Source organism: Enterovibrio nigricans DSM 22720 (assembly GCF_900167155.1).
In the GTDB taxonomy this organism is placed as follows: Bacteria; Pseudomonadota; Gammaproteobacteria; order Enterobacterales; family Vibrionaceae; genus Enterovibrio; species Enterovibrio nigricans.
In genome coordinates this window covers 1-2,984 of record NZ_FUXU01000176.1, presented here as the reverse complement: position 1 = coordinate 2,984, position 2,984 = coordinate 1, and the positions used below count along the sequence as shown (strand labels likewise).

2 protein-coding genes are annotated in these 2,984 nt (G+C 34.0%); both read right to left on the bottom strand.

Annotated features, from left to right (window positions below):
* Window positions 1–229: 229 nt before the first annotated feature.
* Window positions 230–664, bottom strand: a complete 435-nt coding sequence (locus tag B5D35_RS23260; RefSeq protein ID WP_078754775.1) for a hypothetical protein — start codon at window positions 662–664, stop codon at window positions 230–232.
* A 330-nt stretch (window positions 665–994) separates the two neighbouring features.
* A complete protein-coding gene (locus B5D35_RS23255) occupies window positions 995–2,815 on the bottom strand; it encodes a GAP1-N1 domain-containing protein (protein WP_078754774.1) in 1,821 nt (606 codons plus the stop codon).
* Between the last annotated feature and the right edge of the window lie 169 nt (window positions 2,816–2,984).

Here is a 2,984-nt window from a genome sequence, read left to right as displayed (position 1 = left end):
CTGGGTATGCCTGAAACTCAGTATATTGCTTAAGAACCGAACAACTTTAGGCTGCCATGTCTTCCAACCGAATTAAGCAACAAAGCCATTTTAAATGTGCTATTTTTATCTCACTCGAGTAACAGTGGTTTTTTGTAAAAGATAGAGATTTGTGGGAATTAATTTGTTTGTTTTTCGTTTGCATGGCGGTTAATGTATGGGTTTCTGCGTTAAAACATTATTAGCAGTTTTACAGGTGACGAAATGTCAAAGTGTTTCTAAGTAGATAAGCTAAATCTAAGATAAAATCATGGCTGTTAGTATCTTTTAAGTAATCCGCAGGTGCACCTTTCAGGTCATCATCATATGATGTTAGCCAAAAGTAGACGGATAAGTCGTTTAAACCACATAGCGCGGTACATAGTTGAGGGATGATAGGCAAGACTCCGTGGCTGTTACTATGGAATTGAAACTTTGGTAGTAACAGGTAGCCATCGTTTGCTAAGTTGAAAACCAAAAGACGGTTTTTATTTTTTTCCTTCTGAAAAAACTCATTAGGGTCTCCAATGTTATCTATTGCTCGAATCTCATTTAATGCCTCCTCTGGTGATATCAATGGGTAGGATAAAATTCGTCTTTCTAGTCTTTTCTTGAGAATTACGGGGATTACATCTAGTTCATTCATGAGTCACACTCATAGAGGTCGTTTATAGTAGAACACTACCAAACTTCATTTGGTAGTGTTCTACTAGCATACAATGTTTAGAGGAATTCTACGAATGAAATCTTTAGATAACCTACAAGGTGAGACATTAGATTAGAATCTAAAGATCTGCTCAGATGATTTTACTTCTGTAATATTAGTAATGAGACTCCCAATATTGATCGAAATTTAAAAGTTATTTTCCATTTATAAGAGGTTAATGTCTCATGGCGGTTATGGTTAAGGAGTTGAATACATGAAATATTTTGATCGAATTCGGATCTTGAAATAGCTGACATAACGCCAGCACTCCTAGAATTTAAAGTCAAAAAAACTTCTTGATTTTGACCTTTTCTTCTTTGATTTTTTGTCTTCTGTTTTATTTATGCCAAATCGTTCAAGAAGATCATCTCTATTGCCAATATACAAAGAAATGAAAATATTCAAATGGTCTGTGACGCTTACAGGAATAAATCGACCCACATCTGGATTTCTTTTAGTAGCATCTTTTAGCTGAGTTTTTTCATCAAAGCTAATATTGTCATTTGTTATTCTTGATTTTATTTGAAAGTAGGCATCAATAACTACATCTATAAAGGTGTCTATTTCTGAGCTCTTTGTTAGGTCTAACACCTTACAAAGTATTTCTGTGCTTTTGGAACTATTGAAGTAAAGGTGTTCTATCAGAAGGATATTGACTCCAAGTGTGTCAGGGAAGTATATATTAAGGAATAAAGCGTCTGATAACTCTTTATTGACTTCATGATTTTGAATGTAATTTAAAACTGTATGTTTATTTGAAGATATTATATCACTGTAAAGTTTAATCTTTTGATGATTTGAGTTTATTATAAGTGGGATGGATAGTTTGGGATTTATATCATGAATAATGCTAGGCATGTCTAATAGAGTGCTTGCATTTTCTAGTGATTTGCTATTATTTGCAAGAGAGATGATGTCTTCCCTATTATCTATTGCATTAATAAGCAGGTTGCTTATTTGAGTGCCTGATTTAATTAGGAGGCTTGTAGGGATTTTTGACTCCGAGTATAATTTTATGATTAACTCGTGAGGGAGTGAGTTAATTACTCCTGAAATAAAGTCAACCACTAAATCAGCATTTGTATCTATCACTTTGTAAAAAAGTGAACTATTTAATGTGAAAACTAACTGACCAACTTTTTCTGAAACAGAGTCCTTTAAGTGGTCTCTTTCTATAAATAATAAGAACGCACAAAATAAAGATGCAAAGTTTGTAGTGACACTATCTTCACTTACACTGTATATGACATTTCTAACTAAGTCTAAAGGTGCGCCTTTCCATCGCAAAAGGAAATGGCACAGTTCATTGATAGCATTGCTTTCTATTAGACTAAAACAGATTGATAGGTTTTTTATATTGCTTCTATTTGTGTTTTTACCATATTCAAAAAAGAAATGTTTTGCGCTTTCCTTATTTAAAAAGATAGGGTTTGCCCAATCACTTTCGTCGTCAAGATGCTCAACATGGTTATTTAATGCTAGTGAGAACCTATTAAAGTTGGTGCTTTTTTCTATGTGTCTTGGAGTCCATGTTTTAAAAGAAAAACTTTCCCTCTCCTTTGGCCATAGCATATCGATGAATATAAGAATGTCATAGATAGATAAGTATGATGATAAAGCAATCTTTTTACTGTTTGTAGAAAAGACCCTTGTGAACTTAAAAGCAATGTCTCTACTGAAATTCATATCCGTATTGTTTTCTCCATGTAGAGAAATTGGCTCTACAAGATCAAAATTATCTAATACATTAGACTTATCATCATGGAATAAGTCTATAGGGTTGAAGAATTCAAATGGATTTATTTCCTCTAGAAGTGAATATGGCAATAATAAGCTATGGGTCCATACACAACCAGGTCTTGATATCTCACTCGCAACCCAAGTTTTAGATATAACATAGATCTCATCCTCAGGGATTGAGTATCCAGAATAGCAACAAACATTATCATAGTGAAAATCTTCTCCTGGTGAGTCAGACTCTTTCAACATAATACTCTTAGCTTTATTACTAAGCATTGTGCTAGATGAGATCAAGCGGTGCCCATCTAGGTAACCATGTAATGTTTGGTGTATTATCATATTATTAGTCATTAACAATCCAGGATAGCACGGACGTCAGGTCTTCTCCAACATAGCCTGATTTGTCGAAAACTTTAATTCTTCTACTGGGTTCGTCTAAAGTAAGTAGTCGCGTGGCTTTGTTGCTTAATTCGGTTGGAAGACATGGCAGCCTAAAGTTGTTCGGTTCTTAAGCAATATA

What these genes read in the sequence shown, in the direction of transcription:
- B5D35_RS23260 (WP_078754775.1), bottom strand. Translation starts at nt 664, where the DNA reads ATGAATGAACTAGATGTAATCCCCGTAATTCTCAAGAAAAGACTAGAA.
- B5D35_RS23255 (WP_078754774.1), bottom strand. Translation starts at nt 2,815, where the DNA reads ATGACTAATAATATGATAATACACCAAACATTACATGGTTACCTAGAT.